The organism is Anaerococcus ihuae (assembly GCF_928368155.1).
Lineage (GTDB): Bacteria > Bacillota > Clostridia > Tissierellales > Peptoniphilaceae > Anaerococcus > Anaerococcus ihuae.
The window spans coordinates 493,660-514,504 of record NZ_CAKMRU010000001.1; the positions used below are offsets into that span (position 1 = coordinate 493,660).

The window sequence follows — 20,845 nt, forward strand, 5'->3', positions numbered from 1 at the left end:
TTTGTCCTTAAAAATAAATCTCACAGTCTTTTTCAATTTTTCTGCAATTTTTTAAAACATTTTCCATTACTTCTTTTTCGTCCACACCATCTTCAAATGTAACTTTCATTTTTAACATCATAAAGTTAATGGTACAGTCTTTTACTCCTTCAGTGTTTTTTGCTTCGATTTCCATTTTATTTGCACATGAAGGGCAATCCACTTCAATTTTGTATGATTTTTTCATAAAATTCTCCTTTAAAAATATTTACAATTAAACATTTATTTAATTGTATCTAAGTTCATAATACAAGAATTTTTATCAAAAGTCAAGATTAAATAATTATTTAATTGTTTTTTAATTTTGTGGTAAAGTAGTATTAAGGAGAGAAAAATGAAACTACCACACAAACACCATAAAAACGATGATAAAATTGATTTTTTGTTAGAAGAAAATAAGGCTGATGATATTTCTAAAGCTTTCAAACAATTAGGAGATCCCAAAAGACTTCAAATATTTTGGCTTTTGTGTCACAGAAAAGAATGTGTAATAAATATTGCTGCAATTATGAATATGTCATCTCCAGCAGTTAGCCATCATTTGAAGGTTTTAAAAAATGCAGGTCTTATTAATTCAAATAGAGAAGGAAAAGAAATGTTTTATAAGGCCAATGACAATAAAGTTAGTGAATTTATGTATAATATTATTTTAAAAAGTAAGAATTTATAAAAAAAGCCTTGAAATTATGATTTAAATTTCATAATTTAAGGCTTAACTTTTTATTTATTAACTTATATTTGGATTTTGTATTCTAAATTTTTGTAAAAATCCATAGAGTGTTCAATATCATGATATTTATAACCCATGTCAAAAGCATTTTTTCTATCTTTACTTGAACCATGGGTAAATTTATCTGGATTTATATTTGATCCTGACATTTTTTGGATTTTATCATCACCAATTGATGAGGCTGCTCTCATAGCTTCTTCTATATCTCCTGCTTCCAAATATCCTTTTTCCTTTGAATAGTAAGCATATACTCCTGCGAAATAATCAGCTTGCAACTCTTGGGCTACCGAATATTTGTTGTATTCTCTTTCTGATAATTTCTTTTGAAGTTCTTGGGTTTGATCTAAAATTCCCAATTCATTTTGAACATGGTGACCAACTTCGTGGGCAAGCACATAAGCAAAAGCAAAATCGCCTCCAGCTCCAAAAGTATTTTTTAATTCATCATAAAAAGATACGTCAATATATACAGCCTGATCAAGAGGACAATAAAATGGTCCCATACCAGATTGTGCAACACCACAAGCTGATTTTGTAGAACCAGTATAAAGAGTCATATTTGGTTCATTGTATGTTAAATTATATTCTGAAAATTTTTCATGCCACATATCTTCAGTATCTGCAAGAACAACTGACAAAAAATCTTCTAATTCTTTTTGTCCTTCAGAGATTTTTTCTTCGTACTGGCTGTTTTGTCCTTGATCAATATTTTGATTATTTATAACAGATGGATCTGCACCCAAAAAATAAAGAACTAAAACTAAAATTAATCCCCCAATTCCACCTCCGAAAACAATCGGTGCACCAGAACCCCTATTTACATTGGAACTTTTTCTCCTATTTTTCCATTTCATATTAACCTCCAAATTTATCTCTAATAAAATGATACCCTAATTATGGTTAGATATTTTATAAATTGTAATATTTTAAAGTATTGGTAAAATGTTTGTAATAATAAGTAAATAAAAGGAGAATAAATGAAGATTATTTCATGGAATATAGATTCCCTAAATGCAGCTCTTACGAGCGATTCAAATAGGGCGAAGATGTCAAGAGAAGTTTTAGATACAATTGTTAAAGAAGATGCTGATGTAATTTGTTTGCAAGAAACAAAACTACCAAGAAAGGGACCAAGCAAAAAACACAAGGAAATTTTAGAAAGTTATTTTCCAGAATATAATTATGCTTGTATAAGTTCTCAAGAACCTGCTAGAAAATCCTATGCAGGATGTATGACTCTTTACAAAAAAAATTATAAAGCTGAAATTTCATATCCAATTTTAGATGCACCAGATACGATGGATCAAGAAGCAAGGATAATTACATTAGAATTTGAAAATTTTTATCTTACTCAAGTTTATACACCAAATGCAGGAAATGGATTATCTAGACTTGCTTTAAGAGAAGTTTGGGATGAAAAATATGCAAATTATTTAGAAAATTTAGACAAAGAAAAGCCTGTAATAGCTTGTGGAGATTTTAATGTTGCTCATAAAGAAATTGACTTAAAGCATCCAGAAAATAATCATGAATCTGCAGGATTTACCGATGAAGAAAGACAAGGATTTACAAATTTATTAAATAAAGGCTTTGTTGATACTTTTAGACATATACACGGAGATGTAGAAGGAAAATATACTTGGTGGGCTCAAAGAGTAAAGACAAGTAAAATTAATAATTCAGGCTGGAGAATAGATTATTTTATTGTTTCAGATAGGATAAAAGAAAAAGTAAAAGAATCAGAGATGATTGATTCAGGTGATAGACAAGATCACACACCAATTTTCTTAACAATAGACATGTAAAATTTTAAAGAATATCTTTTTAAGTTTTTTTAAAAGGATATTCTTTTTTATTTTGATTTTTAAATTGGGTATATTATTTTAAATAAGGAAAAAAATTTAATAACTATTTAAGGAGATACTATGAAAAAATGTATGTTAATTGAAAATCCAAATTCTGGAGATGGCAATAATGATGAATTTATGAAAATCTTAATAAATAAATTAGGAAAAGAATTTGATGAAGTTGTAGATAGAAAGACTGAAAAAGAAGATGACGGAGAAAATTTTGCGATTAAAGCTTGTAAAGATAAATTTGATTCAATATTTGTAGTTGGTGGAGATGGTACTTTTAATGAAGTGATTAATGGGGTTTCAAAAATGGATTATAGACCCAAAATAGGTTTATTACCAGGTGGAACTAACAATACCTATATGCAATTAATTGGTGGATCAAATGATTTGAAAGAAGCAATAGATAATTTATCATTTGAAAAAACAAAAAAAGTTGATATAGGAAAATGTAACGACACATATTTTTCTTATTATGTATGTTTTGGGAAATTAATAGAAGCAACTACATCAACAAAATCTGAAGAAAAAGAAAAATTAGGTGGCTTTGCTTATGTTAAAAATATATTAAAAACTATTCCAAATGACGAAACAGTAAAAATAGAAATTGAATATGAAGATAAGTTTTTTGAGTGCGATGCATCTTTACTTTATGTAATGACTGTGAATAAAATTGGAAATTTAGAATTTTCTCATGATGATGGAAGTTTAAGTGATGGTGAGTTGAATGTATTTATTATGACTGAAGAAGGACTAATATCAAAAGTAAATGCAGCTAAAGATATGTTATTTGGAAAAGTTGATGAAAATGAAAATGTAAAATCTTTCACTTGCAAAAAACTTTCTATTAAAAATTTAGAGGACAAAGAAATTGACCTTGATATGGACGGTGAAGTAAAAGAAAAACTTCCATGTGACATTGAAATTTTAGAAAAACATATAGAAATATATCTTCCAGATAATAAAAATTAATTATAAAACATATTTAATAATTAATGAATATCTTGGAACAATTGATTATAACCAGCATAACTAAAATATGAATAAAACTGAATGAAAAATGTTAGGAGGTTTTTTGTCTATAAAAATAAAAGTAAGAGAATTGACAAAAATTTTTGGTAATAATCCCAAAAAAGGAATTAAATTATTAAAAGAAGGAAAATCAAAAAAAGAAATTTTAGATCAAACTGGACTTACAGTTGGTGTTAACAGATGTTCTTTTGATGTTGAAGATGGGGAATTATTTGTAATAATGGGTCTATCTGGTTCTGGAAAATCAACTTTAATTAGATTGATAAATAGAATGATAGAGCCTACATAATGAATTACTAAATGTACTTTGTCTACGCTCTGAGTCGTGATTTTTCACGACTTTTTTTATTTTTTAAATTTATGATATTATAAATATATGAAAAAACTTTTAAAAACTATTTTTACTTTAATTTTTCTATTTATAATTTTTCTTTCAGTAAAATCACTTTCAGCTGGTGGAGGAGCTGATGATTTGTTTGGCCTTGTTTTTAGCCAGGAAAAAACTGATAATATGGATAAATTATATAAAAATATAGAAAAACATAAAGATGATAACGAAAAAATTAATTGGATATATGAAAATTTTGATAATCTTTCTGATAATGAAATTTATCTTGTTGGAAATGATATAGATACTAGCGAATTTGTTTATAATTTAGAAAATAAGATTTGGGATTTTGAATATTATTCTGGTGAAAGTGAAAATTTCAAAAGAAAAACTCCATATTTTCTTCAGTGGGATAATAGATGGGCTTATAATATTTTGGGAGATTCTAATATTGGTTTTGCCGGATGTGGTCCTACTTCTATGGCCATGGTTTTAAAAAGATTAAATCCAGAATCTGATATTAGTCCAATAAATATTGCTCAAGATGCAAATTCTTATATGGGGCCAGATGGAATTGAATGGAAATTTTTTGAAGATGAGGCCCATAAATATGGTCATAATATAAAAAGTATTTCTAATAATAAAAAGGACATTGTAGATGCCCTAGATAGGGGAAGTCTTATTGTTTCTGTAAATAAGGGGAATTTTACTCTGTTTGGCCATATTTTGGTTATTGATTCTTATAAATTTGGAAGATTTGTTATAAATGATCCGAATTCTATAAAAAATTCAAAAAAAACTTGGTCGTACGGAACTTTAGAAGATCAAATAGCAAATATTTGGTTAGTGTATTAAAGAGGTTAGTATGAAAAAAAGAATATCTTATAAATTATTGTTAATTTCAATTATAATAGGTCTTTGTGCGGGCTTTGTTGTAAGTTTATTTAGGATTTTAATTCCTAAAATAATGTCTTTAATTTTAAATTTGATTGAATTTGGACAAGAAAATCTTGTTAATTCTCTTATTTTTATCTGTGTGTTTATTTTTATTGGTTTTTTAGTTTCAATTTCTGTAGATAAGGAACCAATGATTGGAGGAAGTGGGATTCCTCAAATTTCTGGAAAACTTTTAAATAAATTGGATTATAATGCTCTTTCTTGCCTTATAAATAAAATTTTTGGAGGAATTCTTGCAATTGGGTCTGGTCTAACTTTGGGAAGAGAAGGCCCTTCAGTTCAAATTGGAGGATCTTTAGGAGAGGTTATGGCTCATATGTTCAAATTGGATGAAGAAGATACAAAAATAATGATTATTGGATCATCTGCATCTGGTATAACAAGTGCCTTTACAGCACCAATTTCTGCTATTGCCTTCGCTCTTGAAGAATTGATGAAAAAAACTTCTAGAATTAATTTTATTTACATAACATCAACAATTATTTCATCAAGCATAGTTACAAGTCTTATTATAGGAAATAATCCAGTAATAAAAATTAATAATCATTTAAATTTACCAATGAAGTTTTGGATTCATCTAATTTTTCTTGGAATTTTGGTTGGGTTTTCTTCTCTTTTATTTAATAAGGGAATTTTATATGGTAAAATAATTTACAAAAAATTACCAATTTCACAAAGAATAAAATCAATATTGCCATTTTTTATTACAAGTTTATTCTTACTTTTAGATCCTAGACTTTTAGGAAGTGGGGAAAATTTCATAGCTCTTGCCCAAGGAGAAAATGTAGATTTGATTACTTTATTTTATTTTTATTTTATGAAGTTGTTACTTTTACTAATAGCTTTTTGCTCTGGAATTCCTGGAGGAATATTTTTTCCCTTGCTTGCTATGGGATCTCTTTTGGGTAATTTTTATGGGTCAATTTTATTTGATTTAAACTTAATTGGACAAAATGAAATTATAATTTTTTCAATGCTTGCTATGGCAGCTCATTTTGCATCAATTGTTAGGGCTCCACTTACTGGTATGTTTTTAATAATAGAGATGACGGGAGGAAGAATTGATTTTTTCCTACCAATAATAATAGTTTGTCTTGTAGCTTACCTAGTAACAGAAAATTTTCATAATGAACCAATATATGAATCCTTACTTGATATAATGGTAAAAAAGAATTCTTAATAAAAATTGTGACTGATTGAATTTTATACTAATTTAATCAGTCTTTTTTATGAAATTTATTAAATTTTCCAATATATATATTTTAAAATTTTATGGACTTGTGTTATAATTTTTTTAAATATATTTTGTATAAAATTAGGAATAATTATATAAATATAAATTTTATTTAGGGGAATGATATGAAAAAGAAACTTAATTTCAACCAGACATTATTGGTTGGATCCTTGTTATTTGGTCTTTATTTTGGAGCAGGAAATTTAATTTTCCCAATCGAATTAGGACAAAATTCTGGATATAACTTATACAAAGTCGTTTTGGGTTTTATAATTAGTGGGGTTGGACTTCCACTTTTGGGAGTTGTAGCAAGTGCTATTTCAAAAAACGATAGCTTGTTTGAAATGGGAAAGACTGTAGGAAATAAATTTGCATATTTTTTTACAACAGCCTTATATTTAACAATTGGACCGTTTTTTGCTATTCCTAGAACATCAACAGTAGCCTTTGAAGTAGGTATTGCATCAAATATTTCGGAAGAAAAAACAAGATTATTTTTATTTATTTTTTCATTGATATTTTTCCTTATAGTTTTGGCTTTTGCCTTAAAGCCAGGAAAAATTATGGATAATATTGGAAAAATTTTGACTCCTACATTTTTGGTTCTTTTATCAATTTTGGTTTTATTTTCAATTTTTAAACCAATGGGAGATCTTGGTCAAAATGAACCTATAAAAATTTATCAAAATAATCCATTGTTTAAGGGAATTCTTGATGGATATAATACTATGGATGCTCTTGCAAGCCTTGCTTTCGCAATAATTATAATTTCAAGTATTAGAAATCTTGGTGTAACAGATTCAAATCAAGTTGCCAAGGAAACTTTAAAAAGCGGACTTATTTGTCTAATAGCTATGAGTACGGTTTATGTTTCGCTTGCCTTTATGTCCTCATCATCTGCAAATATTATGGATCTTGGAAACAATGGTGGAAGAATTTTATCTCATATTTCTTTTTATTATTTAGGAAATTTTGGTAAGATTCTACTTGCTGCAATTGTAATAATAGCATGTCTTAAAACAGCAATTGGTTTAATTATTGCTTGCTCTCAAATTTTTATGGAAATGTATCCAAATTCACTTTCATATAAAACTTACGCAATTATTTTTACATTTATATCATTTTTAATAGCAAACTTAGGCCTTCAAAAAATAATCAGCCTATCAATACCAGTTTTGATGTACTTATATCCTCTTGCTATTGTTTTGATATTTTTGTCATTGGCATATCCAATAATTGGAAAAAATAGAAGAATATTCACTTTAACAATTTTATTTACAGGAATATTTTCTATATTTGATTTTTTAAAGGCTTTGCCAAAAAATATTTCAAATACAAATTCTATAAGTAAAATTGTTGGTTTTGCTAAAGATTATCTTCCAGCTTTTAAATTAGGATTTGGTTGGTTTGTTCCAGCTGTAGTAGGATTTATTTTAGCTTTAATAATAATATTTATAAAAAAGAAAAGATAAAAGAAATAAATTTGTAAAAATTATAAAAAAATTTTACCTTTTTATTAAAATATGATATTATATTTATCAATGGGGGTGAAGTATGGACTGTGTATTTTGTAAGATTGCTGATGGAGATATACCATCAGATATAATCTATGAAGATCAAAAAGTAATTGCATTTAATGATCTAGATCCACAAGCACCTATCCATTTTCTTGTTATACCAAAAAAACACATAGAAAGTTTGGCTAAATTAGATAAAGAAGATAAAGATATAGTTTCTCATATCTTTATGGTTATTAAAAAAATAACTGAAGATCTAAACGTAGCAGAAGACGGCTACAGAATAGTCAACAACACAGGAGAGGACGGAGGACAAACTGTTAAGCACATGCATTTTCATGTTTTAGCAAAAAGGTCCTTACAATGGCCACCAGGTTGATTTCAAACTTATTTGTGTGATACGAGAGGGGGGATAGAGATGACAGAGATCAGAGTTGGAGAAAACGAATCAATTGATAGTGCAATTAAAAGATTCAAAAGACAATGCGCAAGATCCGGTGTTCTTACAGAATACAGAAAAAGAGAACACTACGAAAAGCCAAGCCTAAAGAGAAAAAAGAAATCTGAGGCAGCAAAAAGAAAAAAAAGAAGAAAATAGTAATTTAAGGCCCGTTTGGGTCTTTTTTTATTGGAAAATTTAAATGGTTTGAATGAGCTTTAAATAATTTTATTCTATGTAAACGATTGACAAAATTAAAATTTGTATTATAATAAAAGTGTAAATAAAATAACACAATTCTTCAGGGCGGGGTGTGATTCCCCACCGGCGGTAAAGTCCGCGAGCTTTTTGCTGAATAGGTGAAATTCCTATACCGACAGTATAGTCTGGATGAGAGAAGATTTTTAATTTTTCTTTTAAAATAATCAAGGTCCCTGGAAGGGACTTTTTCTTTTGCCTAGAATTGTGGAGGAGGCAAGATGAATGATAAATATTATATGAAAAAATGTTTTGAACTTGCAAAAAAAGCAAGAGGAAAAACTTTAAGAAATCCACTCGTTGGTGCAGTTCTTGTAAAAAATGAAAAAATTATATCAACAGGCTTTCACCCTGAATATGGGAAAGTCCATGCTGAAGTTGATTGTTTTAATAATTTAAAAGAAGATCCTGATGGAGCTGTTTTGTATGTAAATTTAGAGCCATGTTCTCATTATGGAAAGCAAGGCCCTTGCACTTTAGAAATTATAAAAAGAAATATTAAAAAGGTTATAATTTCAAACATTGATACAAATCCAAAAGTGGATGGCTTAAAAGTTTTAAGAGAAAAAGGAATTGAAGTTCAAACGGGTTTACTTGAAGATGAGGGTAAAAAATTAAACGAAAAATTTTTCTTCAATATTAAATACAATAGACCATTAATTGCTCTTAAATATGCACAAACATTGGATGGGAAAATTTCTTCAAGTACAAATGATTCAAAATGGATTTCAAATGAATTTTCTAGAGAATATGTTCACAAATTAAGAAATGATTATGATGCAATAATTGTAGGAAAAAACACCTTGATTCACGATAATCCTTCCTTAAATTCAAGGATAGAAGGGGGAGTTGATCCGGTTAGAATTATTGTTGACACAAATTTAGAAATTGAAGAAATTTATAAGGATTACAAGATTTTTAATTTAAATAGTGATAAAAAAACTTATATAGCTACTTGTAAAGACACTAACAATCCTGATTTAAATTTAATTAAATGTAAAATGAAAAATAATCATGTAGACCTTATGGATTTGGTAAATAAACTTTATGAAATGAATGTAGGATCAATTTTAGTTGAAGGCGGATCAAAGCTAAATAATGGATTTTTAGAAGAAGCTTTGGTTGATAAAATTTATGAATTTATTTCACCAAAAATCATAGGAGGATTAGATTCAAAATCAGCTTTTTATGGGAAAGGAGTTGAAAAAATAAAAGATGCCTATGAATTTGAAATAGAAGATGTAAAAAGATTTGATAATAATATTATGATTGAGGCAAAAAATGTTCACTGGAATATCTGAGGAAATGGGAAAAATTTTATCTTTTAAAAAAATAAATGACCATGTTCAAATTGAGGTTGAAGCAAATATTGTTTTAGAAGATACAAAACTTGGAGATTCAATTATGACTGATGGGGTTTGTCTTACAGTAACTGAGATTAATGATAAAACTTATAAGGCAGATCTTATGAATGAAAGTTTAAAAATGACCAAATTTGATAATTCTTATGTAAATAAAAAAGTAAATCTTGAAAGAGCCTTAAGACTTTCCGATAGGCTCGATGGTCATATAGTTCAAGGTCATGTTGATGGAGTTGGTAAAATTAAAAATATCAGAGAGAATGTATTTACAATTTCTGCAAGTCCTGAAATTTGCTCTTTGATTGTAAAAAAAGGCTCTGTAGCTCTTGATGGAATTTCTCTTACTGTTTCAGATGATAAAAACACAAGTTTTGAGGTAGCTCTTATTCCTGAAACACTTGAAAGAACTAATTTTAGATATAAAAAAATTGGTGACGAAATAAATATTGAAACTGACATTATAAATAGATTTATCCAAAAATCTATGACATATAAAAAAGAAGAAAGGCTGGATAAAAACTTTTTATTAGAAAATGGTTTTTAAAAAATATGGAAGAAATTATAAAAGCATTACAAAATAACGAAATAATTATAGTAACTGATAATGAAGATAGGGAAAATGAAGCTGATATGATTTGTGCTGGAGAAAATGTTACTGGCGAGATGATAAATATTATGGCAAAATATGGCAGAGGTTTGATTTGCACACCAATAGGAAAAAATATTGCCAAACAATTTGATCTTAATATGATGGTTGAAAATAACACTGACAACCACCAAACAGCATTCACTGTTTCAATTGATCATGTCAATACAAAAACAGGGATTTCAGCTTTTGAAAGAGCTGAAACAATTAGGGCTCTTGCAGATGATAATACAAAACCAAGTGATTTTAGAAGACCAGGTCATGTTTTTCCTCTAGTTGCAAAAGATAGGGGAGTTTTGGAAAGAGATGGTCACACTGAAGCCACAATAGATTTGATGAAAATTTCAAATTTAAAAGAAATAGGCCTATGTTGTGAAATTATGGCTGATGATGGTCATATGTTAAGAGGGAAAGCTGTCGTTGAGCTTGCAGAAAAACTTGGAATGAAAATGACTAGTGTGTCTGAGATAAAAAAATATATAAAAGAAAATAATCTTGATTTATCAAAAAATGAAGAAGATTTCTTGGAAAAAACAAATATAATAAACCTTCCAACAGACCATGGTGAATTTAAAGCTGTAAGTTTTTATGACAAGATTGAAAACAAAGAACACCTTGCTTTAATTAAAGGAAAAGTTGATGGAGAAAATATTTTAACAAGAATTCATTCTGAATGTTTGACAGGTGATGTCTTCTCATCACACAGATGCGATTGTGGAAATCAACTTCACAAAGCAATGGATATGATTGATCAAAATGGATCAGGTATTATTCTTTATTTAAGACAGGAAGGAAGAGGAATTGGTTTATTTAATAAAATTAAAGCCTACCATCTTCAAGAAGAAGGATACGATACTGTGGATGCAAATATAAAACTAGGTTTTGCACCAGATTTAAGAAATTATAAAATAGCTTGTCGTATGTTAAAAGAATTGGGAGTAAAATCAATTGATTTGATGACAAATAATCCTGATAAAATTGAACAAGTTGAAAAATATAATATTAAAGTAAACAAAAGAGTTCCAATAGAAATACATTCAAATCATATAGATAGGATTTATTTAAAAACAAAAGCTGACAGAATGGGTCACGATTTAAGAGAATTTAAGGAGAGATAAATGAAAGAATATAGTGCAAATTTAGTATCAAATGGAAAAAAATATGCAATTGTTGTTGCAAGATTTAATCATTTTATAACAGATAGGCTTGTAGAAGGCTGTCTTGATACATTAAAAAGACATGAAGTAAAAGATGAAGAGATAGAACTTGTAAGAGTTCCTGGTGCTTTTGAAATTCCACTTGCAGCAAAAAAATTGGCTCATAAGGATTATGATGCAGTAATTTGTTTGGGGGCTGTCATAAGAGGAGATACTTCTCATTATGATTATGTTTGCTCAGAAGTTTCAAAAGGAATTGCAAATGTATCTCTTGAAAGCGGAAAGCCAATTATTTTTGGAGTTGTTACAACAGATACGATTGAGCAAGCTGTTCAAAGAGCAGGAACAAAAGCTGGAAACAAGGGAAGTGATGCAGCAATATCTGCAATTGAAATGGCAAATCTAATGGATCTTATATGAAAATAATTTTTGACTTTGATGGAACTATCCATAAAAGTGACGAAATTTATGAAAAAGCATTTTATGATTGCCTAAAAAAATTTAAAATAAAAAAACCAAATCTTAATCCAAAATCATATCTTGGCTATCCTCCAAGAAAAATTTGGGATGATTTTCTCGATGATTCCTATAATAAAGAAAAATTGATTGAAACAACAGGAAATTTTATGATAGAAAACATGAAAGATTTTGGTGCTTTATACGATGAAACAAAAAAAGTATTAAATATCCTAAAAAATAAACACGAACTGATAATTTTATCATCTTGCTCCAAAAAATATATAGATAGTGCAAGAAAAATATACAATTTAGATTCTTATTTTGAAAAATATCTGGTAGGTGAAGATTATAATTATAAATCAAAAGCTGAAATTATAAAAATAGAAAAAATAGATAAATTTGTAATAGTAGGTGATAGGCTCTCTGATGTTAAGGCAGGTTTTTTGAATAATAATATATCCATTTTTGCAAAATACGGCTACGGAGAAGAAAAAGAAGGAGAGCTTGCAGATATAAAAATAGATGAAATAAGTAATCTTTTAAAAATAAAGGCCTTGAGTTAAAACTCAAAGCCTTTTTTGATTCGAATTGTTAACTAAGGCAAAGCTTACTTATATCATTGTAACGTTCGAACAAAATTTTATAAGATTTTTTTATGTTATTGTAATTATTAAAAATTTTTATTTTTTGATCTTCGTTGGCGTAGACTTTCCAATATCCATTTATAAGAAATTTACTTCCTTTGTTTTCAATAAAACCAATTACATCTTCAAATGGATAACCAAGAAAAATTCCTATTTCATGTGGAAAATTTTCGATTTTATATCTAAATTTCAAATGATTTATGCATTGATTTAGGTCATTTGTTTTATAGCCAAATGAATCTAGAAGAGATTTTGTTTTTGAATCATTTAATACGTATTTTAGCTTGTGAGGTCTGTATGCATAAATTTGAGCAGAGGATTTATTGTTATTAAGTATTTCCACGTAGACATTTTTTTCATTAAGTACTTGGTTCCACTCAAAAACCATTTTTTCTATATCGATATTTTTAGTATTTTTAAAAGTAAACAAACTAGCAATCTTCTTATTAGCTAAAGTTTGCGATGCATAATCAATTAACAATTCTTCATTCATAATTTTAACCTAGTGCTTTAGATAAATCTATTGCTGCCTTTCTACATTCTTCTAAAGCTTCATCATCTGGATTATCGTAGGCAATAAGTCCATCACGAACTAAATTTATTCCATTATTTTTACATCTATCTTGCCAAATATCCATCCATTCGCCATCAGCCCATTGGTAAGAACCAAAAATTAAAACAGGTTTATTTGAAAGATGATTTTCAACACTTTCAAACATTGGTTCAAATTCAGTTTCTTCTAATTCTTCACTCCCCATAGCAGGGCAGCCAAAAGCAAATCCATCAAATTCTTCAATTAAATCTTTTGTAAAAGAATTTGGATCAAGCATTTCAACTTCTAAATTATTTTTTTTAAGTTCATCAAAAATTTCATTAGCCATAGCTTCTGTATTTCCAGTGCCAGACCAATAAACAATAGCAATTTTCTTCATAAAATTAAATTTTCTCCTTTTAAATTAAAATATTTACATGATACTGATAACCTATATCAATATCTAATCAAATAATATATTATTATTTTCTTTGTGTCAAGTGATTTTTTATTTATTTTTATAATATTATAAAAAATACTGAGATTACAATATTTTCTAAAATTTCTTATATATTAACATGATTAATAAAATTTTCTAAAAATCCAAATATTATTTTTGACTTAAATTTTATATTTATGTTCTTATATACGATATTGGCAATTATTCTTATTTTTTTAATACTTTTTAAAAATAAAATTTGATTTAATAAAAATAAATTCAAATAAAAAATGTGCTTTATAATCTTATCATTGATTTTTTATTCTAATTTTATTGTAAAGAACAATAATTATAATTTTTTTATTTGGGTATATTTTTATTAAGAAAGGGTGATTTATATGAAAAAAATAATTAATGAAAAGGATAAAATCCTAAGTCAAATGTTGAATGGACTTAAAAAAGCGAATGATGACAAGGTAGAAATTAATGAAGAATTGAAAATTGTTTATAGAAAAGATTTACCTATTAAAGGAAAAGTTGGTCTGATTTCTGGTGGTGGAAGTGGTCATGAGCCAGCTCATGCAGGATATGTTGGCGATGGCATGCTTGATTGTGCAATTTGTGGAGAAATTTTTACATCTCCAACTCCTGACCAAGTTTTGGAGGCTATAAAACTTGCTGATTCAGGAGAAGGTGTCTTTATGGTCGTAAAAAATTACACGGGCGATGTCATGAATTTTGAAATGGCAAAAGATATGGCAGAGATGGAAGGAATAAAAGTAGATTACATCATTGTAAATGATGATGTTGCAGTTGAAGATTCTACCTATACAACTGGAAGAAGAGGAATTGCTGGTACGGTTTTTGTTCACAAGGTTTTGGGTGCTATGGCAAGAAGCGGAAAAAGTTTAGATGAATTGAAAGCTATGGCAGAAAAAATTGTAAAAAATATTAAATCTATGGGCATGGCTGTAAAACCTTGTATTAATCCTATTTCTGGTAAGGAAAGTTTTGAATTATCTGAAGAAGATATGGAAATTGGAATTGGAATTCATGGTGAACCAGGTATAAAACAAGAAAAAATAAAAAGTGCTGATGAAATTTCAAATGAACTTTTAGACCATATTTTAAAAGATTTTGAAAATCTTGATGGTGATTTTGTTTTGATGGTAAATGGCATGGGTCAAACAACTGAAATGGAATTATTTGTTGTAAATAATTTCTGTCATGATTATTTGAAAGAAAAAAATATAAATGTTAAAAAAACCTATGTGGGAAACTATATGACTAGTATGGATATGGCTGGATTTTCTTTGACTTTGTTTAAAGTTGATGAGGAAATTTTAAAATTATTACAAGAAGATGTAGATATTGTTAGGGGATAAGATGGATAAAGAAAAAATAAAAGATAGAATAGTAAATTTATCAAATACCATAATAGAAAACGAAGAATATCTTACAGATTTGGATAGGGCAATTGGTGATGGAGACCATGGTTATAATATGGCAAAAGGATTTAGAAAAGTTAAAGATGCCATGAATGAGGATTATAAAGATTTAAAAACTTTATTTAATAAAATTGCCATGACTTTAATATCAAATGTTGGAGGAGCAAGTGGTCCTTTGTATGGAACATTTTTTATGAAATTTGCCCAATCTCTGGATGGAGAAATAAGTTTGAATAAAGATTTATTTGCTAAAGCTTTTTCTGATGGGGTTGATGGGGTGATTATGAGAGGTAAGGCTCAAATTGGAGATAAAACCATGGTTGATGTACTCTTACCAGTTTCAGAAGCTTTGAAAAATGAATTGGATTTTGATGAAATTTTAAAACTTGCAGAAGAAAAAATGGAAGCTACTAAAGATATTAAGGCTCGAAAAGGTAGAGCTGCATATCTTGGAGAAAGATCAATAGGACATATTGACCCTGGTGCTTACTCATCTTTTTTATGTATAAAAAGTGCAATAGGAGAAATTGATGGTTAATATTTTATTAGCAAGTCATAGCAAAAAATTAGCAGAAGGTTTAAGAGAAATTCTTCTTCAAATGGCACCGGGAGTAGAAATTATTACAAGTGGTGGAGACAATGAAGGTAATATTGGATCTAATTTTGATGAAATAAATGAGCTTATAGGAAAATATGCTAAAGACGAAGGTCTTGTTGTATTTTTTGATTTGGGTTCATCCATGCTTAATTGTCAAATGGCAATAGATATGCTTGATGAAGAAAAAAAATCCAAAGTTTATCTTGCAGGCACACCTTTAATTGAAACAAGTGTTCAAACAGCAGTAAACGCCTCAGCAGGACAAAGTTTGGATGAAATAGTTTCTTATTTAAAAACTTTTCCAGTAAACAAATTGGATAATTTAGTCTAAACTTATGACAAAATCATAAATTTCATTTTTTGAAAAAGGGGTAGATTTTTTCAAAGATTTTACTATATCTTTGGTAGATTCGCCCTCTTTTTTCATTTTTAAAATATCATCTTTATAGGAAGAAATATCTAAATTTTCTTCCCTTTTATTTTTTTCTAAAATAAGGACAAATTCTCCTTTCAAGGTTAAATTTTCGGTATTAATGTCATCAATTTTAAAAATCTGATATTGCTCAAATTTTTTGCTAAGCTCTCGAGTTATAGCAAGTTTTCTTTTTGGAAATATTTTTTTGAAATCATTTATAGTATTTTTTAAATTATGTGGAGTATCAAATAAAATAGAAGTCTTATTTTCTCTTTCAAGCTGGTCATATAACTTTTTCTTGTCTGAATTTTTCTTTTGGATAAAGCCATAGAAAGAAAATTTATCATTATCAAAACCGCTGGCAATTAAAGCTGTGAGTATAGAAGAAGGTCCAGGCAAAACTGTATAAGAAATATTTTCCTTAATACATTCTTTAATCAAAATATGGCCCGGATCAGAAATCCCCGGCATACCTTGGTCAGTAATAACTGCATAGGTTATGCCTTCTTTTGCATTTTTAATAATTTCTTCAGATTTTTGTTTTTCATTAAACTTGTGATAAGAAGTTAGTTTTTTATTTATATCAAAATAATTTAAAAGTTTTTTGCTTTCTCTTGTATCTTCACAAGCAATTATATCTACATTTTTTAAAACATTTATTGCCCTTATTGTCATATCTTCCAAATTTCCAATTGGAGTTGGGACAAAATAAATACTATAGTCCATTTATTTCCTTTACCTCCTTTGTATAATTGTTATTTTCATCATAAATTACAAGGGGATTTTCAAATTTAAGTCCGTCATTTGCATTTTTTACAAATTCCATAAGCATAAATACGGGTTTTTCAAAAGCTTTTGATTGAACAAACCTAATTCTTTTTAATTTTAAATTTCCACTTTCTTTTATAATATCAACAAGCCTTTCAGGCTTATGAATCATAAATAATTTCCCCTTGTCTTTTAAAGTTTTATTTGAAAATTTAAAAATATCAGAAAGATTCATTTTTATTTCTTGCCTTGAAATTAAAAATTCTTCGTCTTTATTTTTTATATTTGCTCCCTTTTTATAATAAGGTGGGTTAGTGATAATATAATCGCAGAAATTTTCCTTAAAATCAAGCTTATTTAAATCATCATTAATTACTTCAACCTTATCAATAGAATTTATTTTTAAATTTTCTTTTAAAAGTCCAGCTTTTTCTTTTTGAATTTCAATAGAATAAACCTTGTCTAAATTATAATAAGAAAGACAGGCGAGAGATAAAATTCCACTTCCAGAGCCAATATCAATTAGGCTTTTATTTCTTTTCATTTTTGAAAAATTTGCAAGAAGGATTGAATCAATTCCAAAAGAATAAGACTTATCAACGTGCTTCATATATAAATTTGTTTTTGGTATGTAATCTAATTTTTCCATAATTAAATTATATATTAATGAAAAAATTAAGCAAAGAAATTTAATGATGCTTTGTAAAAATAAATAACTTGAATCAATAAGCTTACTAAATTATAATAAAGTATGAAAATAGGAGGATATTATGAAATATTTTGGAACAGATGGATTTAGAGGAGAAGCAAATCAAGACTTAACTCTTTATCATGCAATTAAAATCGGAAGATTTTTAGGATATTATTTTAATAAAGAAAACCATGGAAATGGGAAGATAGTAATAGGAAAAGATACAAGAAGATCATCATATATGTTTGAAGATGCTTTATCAGCAGGGATAACTTCATCAGGATCTGACGCTTATTTACTTCATGTTACAACAACTCCTTCAGTATCATATGTAGTAAGAAGCGAAGATTTTGATTGTGGAGTAATGATTACAGCAAGTCATAATCCATACCATGATAACGGAATAAAAATTATAAATTCTGATGGGGAAAAGATGGATGATGAATTTTTGGAGAAATTAGAAGAATATATAGATTCTGATATAAAAGATATTGATTTAAAAATCGGGGAAGAAATCGGAAGAACTCACGATTTTATCGGAGGAAGAAATAGGTATATTGCTTTTCTTATCCAAACAGTAAGCAAATCGTTTAAAGGAAAAAAAGTTGGACTTGATTGTTCAAATGGTGCAGCATCATCAATTGTAAAAAGTGTTTATGATGCACTTGGAGCTGAAACTTTTGTAATAAATAACAATCCAAATGGATTTAATATAAATGTAGATTGTGGATCAACTCACATTGAAGTTTTACAAAAATATGTAAAAGAAAACAATCTTGATTGCGGATTTGCCTATGATGGGGACGCTGATAGGTGTATAGCAGTTGATGAAAACGGTGAAGTAGTTGATGGAGATGCAATTCTTTATATTTGTGGAAAACACATGAAAGAAGAAGGTAATCTCGAATCAAATACAATTGTAACAACAATCATGTCAAATATTGGTCTTTATAAAGCCTTGGATAAATTAGGAATCAATTATTCAAAAACTCAAGTTGGGGATAAGTATGTTCATCTTGAAATGAGCGAAAATGGTTATGAGTTAGGTGGAGAACAATCTGGACATATTATTTTTTCAAAATACGCAAACACTGGCGATGGAATTTTAACTTCACTTAGATTAATGGAAGCTATGATTGATAATAAAGCTAGCTTATCAGAATTAAAAAGAGAATTAAAAATTTATCCTCAAGTTTTAAAAAATGTAAAAGTAAATGATAAAAAAGCTGTATTAAATGATGAATCTATAAAAAATATTATAGAAAAAGAAAGCGAAAGTCTAAATGATACAGGAAGAATTTTGGTTAGAGAAAGCGGAACAGAACCATTAATTCGTGTTATGGCAGAAGCTGAAACAAAAGAAATAGCAAATGAAAAGGTAGATAATATAGTAGAAGCTATAGAAAAAAGTGGACTATAATGAAAGATTATCTTACAGGTAGAGAAATAAATATAAAAGAAGCTGTACTTGTAGTAGGAAATAAGATATATTCAAAAAATTCTTATATAAGCATGGATACAAGAAAATTAGAAGGATTTCCACCAAAAGTTTTTTATGATAAAAATCATGATTTTTTAGGAAAAATGTACGATAAGGGTGTTTATGAATTGGAAGATATAGAGGAAATACTTATTGACTATAGTAATACATGTTTTTCAAATCATGATTTAGATGATCTAAGAGAGTTTCTAATAAATAAAAGAAAAAAACTTTATAAAAGCTTAGAAAAAAGTCAATAAAAATCATTGACATTAAATAAAATTGGTGGTAACATATATGTTTGTATGGGACTATCCATATAAATTAGGAGGTGTTTTAATGGCAGATAAAGTAAAACTAGAATGCACAGTTTGCAAAAATAGAAATTACGATACTACAAAAAACAAAAAAAACACTCAAGAAAGACTTGAGCTTAAAAAGTATTGTCCTTTCTGTAAAAAACACACTGTTCATAAAGAAACAAAATAGTAAGGAGTTTTTAAATGGCTAAGAAAAAAGACGGATTTTTCAAATCTGTTAATAGAGAGTTCAAAAAAATCACATGGCCAACAAAAAATGAAACTTTAAATTACTCATTACTTGTTATTATTGTCAGTGTGATTACAGGGCTTCTCATTTGGTTATTAGACATAGTCTTTGGAAACTTGCTTGGATTTTTGATGTAGGTAAGATATGACAGATTTATCTAATAACAATAATTCAAATGAACCAAACAATACTAAAGAAGAAATTGATTCTAAAGATTCAGAAAAACAACCAAAATGGTATGTAGTTCACACATATACCGGATACGAGAATAGGGTTAAAGATAAAATCCAAATGATGATTGATAACGAGCAAAATCCAGATATCATCGATGTAACAGTACCGGAAGAAGAGTATGTTGAAGTAAAAAATGAATCAAAGAAACTTAAAACTAGAAAATTGTTTCCAGGTTATGTAATGGTTAAGATGAATATTACAAATAGATCTTGGTATATAATAAGAAATACCCAAGGTGTTACAGGATTTGTCGGACCAGATTCCAAACCAGTTCCTCTTACAAAAAGAGAAGTTAGAAAATTTGGGATAAAAGAAGACAAACCAGTATTTAATATTGATTTAAATGTTGGAGATAATGTAAATATAATTCAAGGACCATTCCAAGACCTAGTAGCAGAAATAAAAGAAATTGATCCAGAAAAACAAACGATTAAAGCTTTAATTGATATGTTTGGAAGAGATACAATAATAGATTTAAGTTTCGCAGATATTGAGACAATTTAAACTGGCTTACGTAATGTAAGTGGGAGGGGTAACCCGCCAAAAACCACAAAGGAGGATTTAATATGCCAGCAAAAGAAAAAGAAGTACAAGCAAAGGTTAAATTACAAGTACCAGCAGGAAAAGCTACACCAGCACCTCCAGTAGGTACAGCACTAGGACCACACGGAATTAATATTATGGAATTCGTGCAAGCATTTAATGCAAAAACAGCTGATCAAGCAGGAATGATAATACCGGTTGAAATGACAATTTATAAGGATAGATCATTTGATTTTATCACAAAAACACCACCAGCACCAGTATTAATCAAAAAAGCAATTGGACTTGATAAAGCAAGTGGAGAACCAAACAAAAACAAAGTTGGATCTATAAAACTTGATCAAATAAAAGAAATAGCTGAAACTAAGATGCAAGATTTAAATGCTGCAAGCCTAGAAGCTGCAATGAGCATGATAAAAGGTACATGCAGAAGCATGGGAATTACTGTAGAAGAATAAGTGGAAGAGGAAACTCGTTATACCACAAGGAGGCAA

Annotated in this window: 29 protein-coding genes and 1 riboswitch; of the genes, 23 read left to right on the forward strand and 6 right to left on the reverse strand. The window is 28.2% G+C overall.

The annotated features are described in order from the left end of the window. Window positions 1–7 precede the first annotated feature (7 nt). Window positions 8–226 carry a heavy-metal-associated domain-containing protein gene (locus tag L6653_RS02285; RefSeq protein ID WP_236785331.1) on the reverse strand — a complete coding sequence of 73 codons (219 nt, stop codon included), beginning with the start codon at window positions 224–226 and terminating at the stop codon, window positions 8–10. Between the two features lie 147 nt (window positions 227–373). Between L6653_RS02285 and L6653_RS02290 the strand changes: the two genes are divergently transcribed. Then, entirely contained in the window at window positions 374–709 is a 336-nt protein-coding gene (locus L6653_RS02290) for an ArsR/SmtB family transcription factor (protein ID WP_236785332.1), read from the forward strand. Between the two features lie 62 nt (window positions 710–771). Here the strand turns inward: L6653_RS02290 and ypfJ are convergent, their stop codons facing one another. Further along, on the reverse strand, window positions 772–1,623 hold the full coding sequence (gene ypfJ / locus L6653_RS02295) for a KPN_02809 family neutral zinc metallopeptidase (RefSeq protein ID WP_236785333.1): 852 nt from the start codon (window positions 1,621–1,623) through the stop codon (window positions 772–774). 123 nt (window positions 1,624–1,746) lie between these two features. Here ypfJ and L6653_RS02300 point away from each other — a divergent pair, with 123 nt between their 5' ends. From L6653_RS02300 to L6653_RS02360, 13 genes are all read left to right on the forward strand, one after another. Continuing rightward, window positions 1,747–2,574, forward strand: a complete 828-nt coding sequence (locus L6653_RS02300) for an exodeoxyribonuclease III (protein WP_236785334.1) — start codon at window positions 1,747–1,749, stop codon at window positions 2,572–2,574. Between the two features lie 120 nt (window positions 2,575–2,694). Beyond that, the gene (locus L6653_RS02305) at window positions 2,695–3,594 is read left to right on the forward strand and encodes a diacylglycerol/lipid kinase family protein (RefSeq protein ID WP_236785335.1); all 900 of its coding nucleotides are present in this window, start codon (window positions 2,695–2,697) and stop codon (window positions 3,592–3,594) included. Between the two features lie 103 nt (window positions 3,595–3,697). Beyond that, a complete protein-coding gene (locus L6653_RS02310; RefSeq protein WP_305854534.1) occupies window positions 3,698–3,943 on the forward strand; it encodes an ATP-binding cassette domain-containing protein in 246 nt (81 codons plus the stop codon). 87 nt (window positions 3,944–4,030) lie between these two features. Beyond that, on the forward strand, window positions 4,031–4,837 hold the full coding sequence (locus L6653_RS02315; protein ID WP_236785336.1) for a C39 family peptidase: 807 nt from the start codon (window positions 4,031–4,033) through the stop codon (window positions 4,835–4,837). A gap of 10 nt (window positions 4,838–4,847) precedes the next feature. Beyond that, window positions 4,848–6,119 carry a ClC family H(+)/Cl(-) exchange transporter gene (locus L6653_RS02320; RefSeq protein WP_236785337.1) on the forward strand — a complete coding sequence of 424 codons (1,272 nt, stop codon included), beginning with the start codon at window positions 4,848–4,850 and terminating at the stop codon, window positions 6,117–6,119. A 179-nt stretch (window positions 6,120–6,298) separates the two neighbouring features. Beyond that, a complete protein-coding gene (gene brnQ / locus L6653_RS02325; protein WP_236785338.1) occupies window positions 6,299–7,645 on the forward strand; it encodes a branched-chain amino acid transport system II carrier protein in 1,347 nt (448 codons plus the stop codon). Between the two features lie 82 nt (window positions 7,646–7,727). After that, window positions 7,728–8,069, forward strand: coding sequence for a histidine triad nucleotide-binding protein (locus tag L6653_RS02330; protein WP_236785339.1), 342 nt, complete (start codon window positions 7,728–7,730; stop codon window positions 8,067–8,069). Window positions 8,070–8,108: 39 nt separating this feature from the next. After that, window positions 8,109–8,288 carry a 30S ribosomal protein S21 gene (gene rpsU / locus L6653_RS02335; RefSeq protein ID WP_040397353.1) on the forward strand — a complete coding sequence of 60 codons (180 nt, stop codon included), beginning with the start codon at window positions 8,109–8,111 and terminating at the stop codon, window positions 8,286–8,288. Between the two features lie 134 nt (window positions 8,289–8,422). Then, window positions 8,423–8,535, forward strand: a riboswitch (FMN riboswitch). A gap of 73 nt (window positions 8,536–8,608) precedes the next feature. Continuing rightward, window positions 8,609–9,688 (forward strand): bifunctional diaminohydroxyphosphoribosylaminopyrimidine deaminase/5-amino-6-(5-phosphoribosylamino)uracil reductase RibD, encoded by a 1,080-nt coding sequence (ribD, locus tag L6653_RS02340; protein WP_236785340.1) that lies wholly within the window; start codon window positions 8,609–8,611, stop codon window positions 9,686–9,688. After that, on the forward strand, window positions 9,669–10,292 hold the full coding sequence (locus tag L6653_RS02345; RefSeq protein ID WP_236785341.1) for a riboflavin synthase: 624 nt from the start codon (window positions 9,669–9,671) through the stop codon (window positions 10,290–10,292). The genes ribD and L6653_RS02345 overlap by 20 nt, the downstream gene beginning before the upstream one ends. Window positions 10,293–10,297: 5 nt before the next feature. Beyond that, complete coding sequence (ribA, locus tag L6653_RS02350) at window positions 10,298–11,512, forward strand: GTP cyclohydrolase II (protein WP_236785342.1); 1,215 nt, start codon at window positions 10,298–10,300, stop codon at window positions 11,510–11,512. Beyond that, complete coding sequence (gene ribH / locus L6653_RS02355) at window positions 11,513–11,971, forward strand: 6,7-dimethyl-8-ribityllumazine synthase (RefSeq protein ID WP_004838691.1); 459 nt, start codon at window positions 11,513–11,515, stop codon at window positions 11,969–11,971. After that, the gene (locus tag L6653_RS02360) at window positions 11,968–12,573 is read left to right on the forward strand and encodes an HAD family hydrolase (RefSeq protein WP_236785343.1); all 606 of its coding nucleotides are present in this window, start codon (window positions 11,968–11,970) and stop codon (window positions 12,571–12,573) included. The genes ribH and L6653_RS02360 overlap by 4 nt, the downstream gene beginning before the upstream one ends. A 28-nt stretch (window positions 12,574–12,601) precedes the next feature. On the opposite strand, the gene L6653_RS02365 is transcribed toward L6653_RS02360, so the two are convergent. Further along, a complete protein-coding gene (locus tag L6653_RS02365) occupies window positions 12,602–13,147 on the reverse strand; it encodes a DUF3793 family protein (protein WP_236785344.1) in 546 nt (181 codons plus the stop codon). A gap of 4 nt (window positions 13,148–13,151) precedes the next feature. Beyond that, complete coding sequence (locus L6653_RS02370) at window positions 13,152–13,586, reverse strand: flavodoxin (protein WP_236785345.1); 435 nt, start codon at window positions 13,584–13,586, stop codon at window positions 13,152–13,154. Window positions 13,587–14,023: 437 nt separating this feature from the next. Between L6653_RS02370 and dhaK the strand changes: the two genes are divergently transcribed. From dhaK to dhaM, 3 genes are read left to right on the forward strand one after another with little or no spacing between them, the layout of a single operon-like run. Continuing rightward, window positions 14,024–15,010: a dihydroxyacetone kinase subunit DhaK gene (dhaK, locus tag L6653_RS02375; RefSeq protein ID WP_236785346.1), complete on the forward strand. Its 987-nt coding sequence runs from the start codon at window positions 14,024–14,026 to the stop codon at window positions 15,008–15,010. 1 nt (window position 15,011) lies between these two features. After that, window positions 15,012–15,611 (forward strand): dihydroxyacetone kinase subunit DhaL, encoded by a 600-nt coding sequence (dhaL, locus tag L6653_RS02380; protein WP_236785347.1) that lies wholly within the window; start codon window positions 15,012–15,014, stop codon window positions 15,609–15,611. Next, window positions 15,604–16,002 (forward strand): dihydroxyacetone kinase phosphoryl donor subunit DhaM, encoded by a 399-nt coding sequence (dhaM, locus tag L6653_RS02385; protein ID WP_236785348.1) that lies wholly within the window; start codon window positions 15,604–15,606, stop codon window positions 16,000–16,002. The genes dhaL and dhaM overlap by 8 nt, the downstream gene beginning before the upstream one ends. Here the strand turns inward: dhaM and rsmI are convergent. Then, a complete protein-coding gene (gene rsmI / locus L6653_RS02390) occupies window positions 15,994–16,812 on the reverse strand; it encodes a 16S rRNA (cytidine(1402)-2'-O)-methyltransferase (RefSeq protein ID WP_236785349.1) in 819 nt (272 codons plus the stop codon). The genes dhaM and rsmI overlap by 9 nt on opposite strands. Continuing rightward, a complete protein-coding gene (locus tag L6653_RS02395) occupies window positions 16,802–17,503 on the reverse strand; it encodes a tRNA1(Val) (adenine(37)-N6)-methyltransferase (protein WP_236785350.1) in 702 nt (233 codons plus the stop codon). Before L6653_RS02395 ends, rsmI begins: the two co-directional genes overlap by 11 nt. A gap of 121 nt (window positions 17,504–17,624) precedes the next feature. On the opposite strand from L6653_RS02395, the gene glmM reads away from it, so the two are divergent. The 6 genes from glmM to rplK all read left to right on the forward strand — a co-directional run bounded on the left by glmM (window position 17,625) and on the right by rplK (window position 20,809). Next, window positions 17,625–18,965, forward strand: coding sequence for a phosphoglucosamine mutase (gene glmM / locus L6653_RS02400; protein ID WP_236785351.1), 1,341 nt, complete (start codon window positions 17,625–17,627; stop codon window positions 18,963–18,965). Then, a complete protein-coding gene (locus L6653_RS02405) occupies window positions 18,965–19,285 on the forward strand; it encodes an aspartate 1-decarboxylase (aspartate alpha-decarboxylase) (protein ID WP_236785352.1) in 321 nt (106 codons plus the stop codon). Before glmM ends, L6653_RS02405 begins: the two co-directional genes overlap by 1 nt. Before the next feature lie 79 nt (window positions 19,286–19,364). Continuing rightward, on the forward strand, window positions 19,365–19,514 hold the full coding sequence (gene rpmG, locus L6653_RS02410) for a 50S ribosomal protein L33 (protein ID WP_004816546.1): 150 nt from the start codon (window positions 19,365–19,367) through the stop codon (window positions 19,512–19,514). 14 nt (window positions 19,515–19,528) lie between these two features. Further along, entirely contained in the window at window positions 19,529–19,711 is a 183-nt protein-coding gene (gene secE / locus L6653_RS02415) for a preprotein translocase subunit SecE (RefSeq protein ID WP_236785353.1), read from the forward strand. 7 nt (window positions 19,712–19,718) lie between these two features. Beyond that, window positions 19,719–20,312 (forward strand): transcription termination/antitermination protein NusG, encoded by a 594-nt coding sequence (gene nusG, locus L6653_RS02420; protein ID WP_236785354.1) that lies wholly within the window; start codon window positions 19,719–19,721, stop codon window positions 20,310–20,312. A 62-nt stretch (window positions 20,313–20,374) separates the two neighbouring features. Beyond that, the gene (rplK, locus tag L6653_RS02425; protein WP_058990487.1) at window positions 20,375–20,809 is read left to right on the forward strand and encodes a 50S ribosomal protein L11; all 435 of its coding nucleotides are present in this window, start codon (window positions 20,375–20,377) and stop codon (window positions 20,807–20,809) included. The last annotated feature ends 36 nt before the right edge of the window (window positions 20,810–20,845 follow it).